General features: G+C 56.7%; 5 protein-coding genes. 3 read left to right on the forward strand and 2 right to left on the reverse strand.

The window, feature by feature from the left end; genetic code table 11:
• Nucleotides 1–9: 9 nt before the first annotated feature.
• Together C8N31_RS03020 and C8N31_RS03025 are read right to left on the reverse strand one after the other, a co-directional pair.
• On the reverse strand, nucleotides 10–2,046 hold the full coding sequence (locus C8N31_RS03020; RefSeq protein ID WP_025047474.1) for an acetate--CoA ligase family protein: 2,037 nt from the start codon (nucleotides 2,044–2,046) through the stop codon (nucleotides 10–12).
• A complete protein-coding gene (locus tag C8N31_RS03025) occupies nucleotides 2,046–3,206 on the reverse strand; it encodes an acyl-CoA dehydrogenase family protein (RefSeq protein ID WP_025047475.1) in 1,161 nt (386 codons plus the stop codon). Before C8N31_RS03025 ends, C8N31_RS03020 begins: the two co-directional genes overlap by 1 nt.
• A gap of 72 nt (nucleotides 3,207–3,278) precedes the next feature.
• On the opposite strand from C8N31_RS03025, the gene C8N31_RS03030 reads away from it, so the two are divergent.
• The 3 genes from C8N31_RS03030 to C8N31_RS03040 all read left to right on the forward strand — a co-directional run bounded on the left by C8N31_RS03030 (nucleotide 3,279) and on the right by C8N31_RS03040 (nucleotide 6,672).
• A complete protein-coding gene (locus C8N31_RS03030; protein ID WP_025047476.1) occupies nucleotides 3,279–4,229 on the forward strand; it encodes a GlxA family transcriptional regulator in 951 nt (316 codons plus the stop codon).
• Nucleotides 4,230–4,344: 115 nt separating this feature from the next.
• Entirely contained in the window at nucleotides 4,345–4,983 is a 639-nt protein-coding gene (locus C8N31_RS03035) for a hypothetical protein (RefSeq protein WP_025047477.1), read from the forward strand.
• A 9-nt stretch (nucleotides 4,984–4,992) separates the two neighbouring features.
• Entirely contained in the window at nucleotides 4,993–6,672 is a 1,680-nt protein-coding gene (locus C8N31_RS03040; protein ID WP_025047478.1) for a hypothetical protein, read from the forward strand.
• Nucleotides 6,673–6,820 lie beyond the last annotated feature (148 nt).

The raw sequence follows: 6,820 nt of genomic DNA on the forward strand, positions 1-6,820 counted from the left end.
GATGGCCTTTCAATTTGGGTCTAGGTCGCGCCGCAGCAGGGCATCGGCGGCGATGGCATCGTGCTGCGTACAAATCAGCGGGTTGATCTCAATCTCTTGCAAGCCTGACGCATGAGCAAGCACATAGTCCTGCACAGCCATCACAGCCCGCAGAATCGCGGCACGGTTGCAGGGCGGTTTGCCGCGATACCCGTTTAGCAAAGGCGCGATTTTGAGCCTGTCCAATGCGGCGTCAACATCGGCAGGGGTCGTGGGCAAAAGCAGCGACACAGAATCCTTCAGGATCTCAGTCAGAACCCCGCCCGCCGCGATGGTCAGGACATAGCCATGTGCGGGATCGCGCATGACACCAATCAACAGCTCTGCCAGAGCGCCGGTGATCATCTCTTCGATCAGAAACGACCTTGCGGGCATGTTCTTGGCCGCGGCCAAAGTTTCGGCCTTATCTTGCAGGTTGAGGCAAACCGCGCCTGCTTCGGTCTTATGCGCAATGCCTTCGCCCTTGAGCACTTGGGGAAAAGCGACGGCCTTTGCGGCTTGGCCCACGTCATCCAGATGAGCGGCACGGGCGGATCGCGGCACGCGCAAACCAAACGTGGCGAGCGTTGTTTTGGCCTCGGCCTCGGGAACCAGCCGGGGGTCTTCGCAGGCTTCGGGCAGTAAGACGGGGCTGGAGACTGAAGAAACCGTGACACTGGCCGCGCATGCGGCAAGGGCTTCGGTCAACCCTGAGAACGGCACAACACCCGCCGCCAACAATTGTGCGGCAACGGTTTCGGGCATCAATTCTGGAAGGGTGGCGGCCATCCCGTATTGGCACCCGGTTTCTTGTTGCGCGGCCATACAGGCGGCGATCACGCAATCCCAATCATCGGGATCACATCGATCTGCGCGGGGAAAATCCACGATCAGAATAGTGATGGCGACACTGGTGTCGGACATCGCGGCGAAACAACGGGTCATGGCAGGGACATCGCGCCAGATATAGGTGTGATAATCCAGCGGATTGGCAAGTGCCACGCGGGGGCCAAGAGCCGCCCGCAGGTCCGTTTCCTGGCGTGGGTTCAGCGGCGGGAAGGTCACGGCCATCGGCATCGCGGTGTCGGCGGCAAGGCTGGCCTCGCCTCCCGAACAGCTGATCGTGGCTACGGTGCCTTGCGGCAAAGGGCCAGCAACATGCAGCAACTTTAGTGTCTCAAGCAGTGTTGGTAGATCCGGCACACGGGCAATGCCCAGTCTGCGCAAAAGGGCAGCGGCTCCCGCATCCTGTCCGGCCAGTGATGCGGTGTGCGAAATCGTTGCCGCGCGGGCCTGATCTGATCGTCCAACCTTGATCGCAACGATGGGTTTGCCCAGTGCCTGCGCCTTGGCTGCCAAGGCTTCAAACCCGCGCAGATCGCCGAACCCTTCGATATGAAGGCCAAGCGCGGTCACCCGCGGATCATCCAGCAGCGACAGCCCGATATCTGCGATCCCGCATTGCGCCTGATTGCCAGCAGTAACGACATAAGCAAGTGGTAGACCGCGGGTTTGCATCGTCAGATTGATGGCAATGTTCGAACTTTGGGTGATCACAGCAACACCGCTGTCGCAGCGTTGGCCGCCATGCTGATCCGGCCAAAGCAATGCACCGTCGAGGTAGTTCACAAAGCCATAACAGTTTGGCCCAAGGATCGGCATCTCGCCTGCCGCATCCAGCAAGCCGGCCTGCAAATCTGCGCCTTCGGCGTCTTCGGCCTGCGCCTCAAGAAATCCGGAGGCAAAACAAACCGCGCCGCCAGCACCCATTTGGGACAACTGGCCAACCAAGGCAATCGTCGCCTCCCGGTTCACGCCAACAAAACAGGCGTCAGGCGGTTCGGGCAAAGCGTTCAGGCTTGCAAAGGCGGGCAGCCCGCCGACAGTTTCCGCCTTGGGGTGAACGGGCCAGATCTGGCCTGCAAACCCCATCTTGCGGCATTGCTCCACCACGGCGCGGCACCACGCCCCACCGCCGATCACCGCAATGTTGCGCGGCCTGAGAAGGCGATCCAGATTGCGGGCCATCAAGCCCCCAAGGGGCGCAACAAATCACGCGAGATAATGTGGCGTTGGATCTCTGATGTGCCGTCCCAAATGCGTTCAACCCGTGCATCACGCCAGAACCGTTCGATTGGAAAATCATCCATCAACCCCATGCCGCCAAAGATCTGCAATGTGGTATCTGTGACCCGCGCCAAAGCTTCGGAGGCATAGACCTTGGCCGAGGCGATCTCGCGGTTGGCGGGAAACCCTTTGTCGAGCCGCCAAGCCGCTGCCAGCGTCAGCCAATCTGCGGCGTCAATCTCGGTGATCATATCGGCGATTTGAAAGCTCACGCCCTGAAACTTGCCGATCTGTTGGCCGAACTGTTTGCGCTCTGCTGCGTAGTTCAAGGCATAGTCGAAACAACGCCGCGCCCGCCCAACGGAAAAGGCCGCAACAGTCAGCCTTGTGGCATAGAGCCACTCGTTCATCACCGCGAAACCACCATCGACTTCGCCCAACACTTGGGCGTCAGGCAGGCGGCAATTGTCAAAATATAGGATGCAGTTTTTGTACCCCTTGTGGCTGACGGAATTATACCCGTCGCGCACTTCAAAACCGGGTGTGCCACGATCCACGAGGAATGTGGTGATCCGCTTTTTCGGCCCTTTGGGGGTTTCATCCACACCTGTGGCGATAAAGACGATGAAGAAATCGGCGTGCTCTGCGCCGGAGATAAAGTGTTTGGAGCCGTTCACAACCCAATCACCGCCATCGCGCACCGCGTTGCATTTCATCCCGCGCACGTCCGATCCCGCATCGGGTTCGGTCATGGCGAGCGCATCCATCCGTTCACCGCGCACGGCAGGCAGCAGATACCGCTCCTTCTGATCGTCGTTGCAGGCCATTAGAATGTTTTGCGGGCGGCCAAAGAAATGCGTCAGCGCCATAGAGCCGCGTCCAAGCTCACGCTCAACAAGGGTGAAATCCACATGGCTCAATCCCGCGCCGCCAACCTCTTCGGGGAAGTTGCAGGCGTAAAACCCAAGGTCGATGACCTTTTGCTTGATCGCCTCTCCCAATTCATGGGGCACTTGGCCGGTACGTTCTACCTCGGCTTCATGGGGATAGATCTCCTTTTCCACAAAGCTGCGGACGGTTGAAACGATCATCTCTTGTTCTTCAGTTAGGCCGAAATCCATTGTGGTCCCCCAAGGCGTTTTGGCCAGCTTAGGGGGATTGCCGACATGGGATGTGCAGAGTTAGCAATGATTATGCAGGATTCGCCAAAATCAGATCCCAAGACAACCCACATCGGCCTATTGCTGTTTGACGGGTTTTCAAATCACTGCGTTGCAAATGTGATAGAACCGTTGCGGGCCGCAAATACCCTGAGCGGGCGCACGTATTATTCTTGGCGATATGTGACCACGGATGGCGCAGGTGTTGAAAGCTCAAGCGGATTGCGCATCCTTCCCGAAGTCGCATTGAGCGATATGCGCGGCGATGTCTTGATGGTTGCACCTTCATACGGCTTTCGCGCCCTGTGCCGACCCGATGTCATCAGGAGCCTGCGGGCCGCTGCGACGCGGTTTGATCAGGTTGCGGGCCTTGATACGGGCTCGTGGTTGCTTGCCGAAGCCGGGCTTTTGGATGGATACCGCGCAACGATACATCCCGAAGAAATCACGACATTGGCCGAGCATTTTCCCAAGGTTTCCGTTGAACAAGACCGCTATGTGATTGACGGAAATCGCATCACTTGTTCGGGCGCGATGGCGGCGTTCGATCTGTCGCTGCACATGGTTTTGCGCGACGGCGGCGCCAAATTGGCCCTGGAGGTGGAGCAATTGTTCGTGACCCGCGATGCCACAACCACACCGGCAGAGCCCGTTCTAGGGCGCAGCAAAGTGGTCCGGGCGGCGATAGCAATTATGAACCAGCACTTGGAAACCCCGGTATCAATTGCGCAGATTTCCAGCCAGCTTTCTTGTACCCAGCGGCGGCTGGAGGCCGCGTTCAAGGATGAAACCGGCATCACGCCACAACATGTTTACCGCCGGCAACGGCTGGTTCTGGCGCGGCGCTTGGCGCAATCGACCCGCTTGCCCATGGCCGAAATAGCGGTGCGATCCGGCTATCAGGATGCCAGCGCGATGGCGCGGGCGTTCCGGTCTGAATTTGGCCTGACACCCAGCCAAGCCCGTCATTTGGCACAGAGCTAGTTCTAACGCCCAGCCGTCTTTACCCGATCTTTACACTTTAGAGTTCACATAATCTCAAATTCACTCTACCTTAGGCAGAGTTTACGAAGGATCTGTGGAGATCGGAGGTACGTCTATGGTTCGATCTGTCAGGGTTCAGGCCAGCCAAACCACATTTGGGTTACAGGGCAGAAATGCTATTGAATTTGCTGGCTCTGCCGCGCCTGATGGCACCGCCGGATTAACCGCAAGCTGCCTTCATCTGTATCACAAGGTTCTGCCCGAAAGTCTGATCGAGGTGGGCAAACAGCCCAGCCAGACCGGTGCAATGCTGCGCAATATCGCACGGACCTACGGGGCAGATGCGCAATTTCTGACGATCACTCCTGATCTTGCGGAAGACGAGCTTTGCCTCATGGGTAGAACGTTCCTGAAGGGCGATTTGTTATCGCTTGAAAAGACTTTATCCGCGGTTGATGAGGTTGATTTGCCGCGACCGTGGATCGTTTCGACAAACCGGGCCTGTGGATATCAGGGGATGATGACCGCCCTTCATTTTGCGCTCCGGCATCTACAAACAGCTGATTTTCTTGTGCTCGAAGAACCAAAGATCGATGGCGAACACTGCATGCGAAAAAATGATCTAGAGGCAGAGAAGGCACTGGAAGAGTTTCTTGACGCAAATCCCGGTGTTCTGGCCAAAGATGGCCTCAATGGTGGGCGGCTTGATCCGCGAACCGGCTACGCGGCCATTCACCATCTGCGGCGGTTGTGAGGCATCACCATGGTGCATCCCCAATTTGCAGAGGACATCCGCCTGATCATTTGGGATTTGGATGAGACATTTTGGAATGGCACGCTGACGGAGGGTGGAATCCAATATCGTCAGGATTGTCACGATCTTGTCTGCACCTTGAACGCCCATGGGGTAATGAACGCGATTTGTTCCAAAAACGACCATGCTAAAATCGAGACAATTCTAACGAACAAAGGCATCTGGGATCAGTTCATTTTCCCCAGTATCGACTGGACAGCCAAGGGCCCGCGTCTCGCAAATATGCTGACACAAATCGGATTGCGTGCCCAATCCGCATTGTTCATTGATGATAACCCGATGAACCTCGCACAGGCGGTCGCGGCGGTACCGGGGTTAAACATCGCCGGACCAGAGGTGATCCGCCATCTGGAAACGGCGCAACAACTTGCCGGAAAGCATGACCCGAACCTCACAAGACAGGCCCAATACAAGATCAAGGAAGCCAAAACCCGCGCCGCGCAGATCACCGATGACAGCACTGTGGATTTTTTGCGCAAGAGCGAGGTTCAGGTGCTGTTTGATTACGACGTTGAGGCGCACCTCGACCGCGCGATTGAGTTGATCAACCGAACAAATCAACTGAATTTCACCAAAAACAGGTTGCCAGAAGACCAAGTGGCCGCTCGTGCAGAGTTGAGCGCGCTGCTTTCGCACAACACCAGTGACGCGGCGCTGATCCGGGTGCGCGACCGGTTTGGCGATTACGGTTATGTTGGGTTTTATCTCACCCGCCGGATCCACAACAAACGGCGGTTAGAGCATTTTTGTTTCTCTTGCCGCACGCTGAATATGTTCATTGAGCACTACGTTTTTGGGGTGCTGAACACGCCGGATCTGACGGTGCGCGGTGAGGTGCTTTCGGACGTGCATGACCGCGCGGTTTCTGTGGATTGGATCACGCCTCAGACACTGCATTCAAAGGCCAATGAACCTGCCAAAGCAGTAGAGCAGTTTGGCCCCGTATTCGCGAGGGGTGGCTGTGATTTGGCAAGTCTGATGCACTATATGTCCCTCCACACGCCCAAACTGACGCAGGAATTTAATGAGCCGCGCAATGGCCAGATGTTGCGCCGTGATCATTCGGCATTCCTGATGCCTGCGCTTGATGGTGGCCTGATCGTTCCACAGCTCAAGGCGGCTGAGGAACTGGGGTATCGGCCTGAGGATTTCGAGACGGATCTATTGTCCGTGACAGAGCCCGGATCGCTGTGTTTCCTAAGTTTCTGGGCGGATGCTGACATTCCGTCATACCGGCACAAACAATCGGGGTTGCAAGTGCCTTATTGGCTGGTTGGGGCACAGAACCATGATCTGATTGCGCGAGCGGATTTGCGGGCGGCGGTCGCCAAAACCGATCTGCAAAGGGAACGATTGGAGGTTCTTTGCCGGGACTATGAGTATCAGGGGCTCTTGGGCCCGGATGAAATGATCGCACGCTATGCAGATGTTCTAAACGCCATCCCGCCTCAGGTGCATATCGTATTGATGCTTGCCAATGAGCGAGGTCCGTTGTTCTTTCTCAACCGCGAAAAACCACGGCATAAGCATCACCAACTATTGAACGTCGCATTGCGTCAAGTCGCGGAGCAGCGTTCGAACGTGACCTTGTGTCCGTCGTCAGGGATTTTGGAACCAAGAGCGGCTTAAACTAAGTGAGAGTTTGGCTCATCTGGTTAGTGTGATTATGCGGCGTGTTTGCCGTGATGCAAGCGTCGCGTTTCGAGCGTCTTGCGTTTGATCCTTTCGCGTTGTTTTAGAATGGCTTTGTCACGCCCGAAGTAGACATCTGCGGGCG

Source organism: Sulfitobacter mediterraneus (genome assembly GCF_003054325.1).
Classification (GTDB): domain Bacteria; phylum Pseudomonadota; class Alphaproteobacteria; order Rhodobacterales; family Rhodobacteraceae; genus Sulfitobacter; species Sulfitobacter mediterraneus.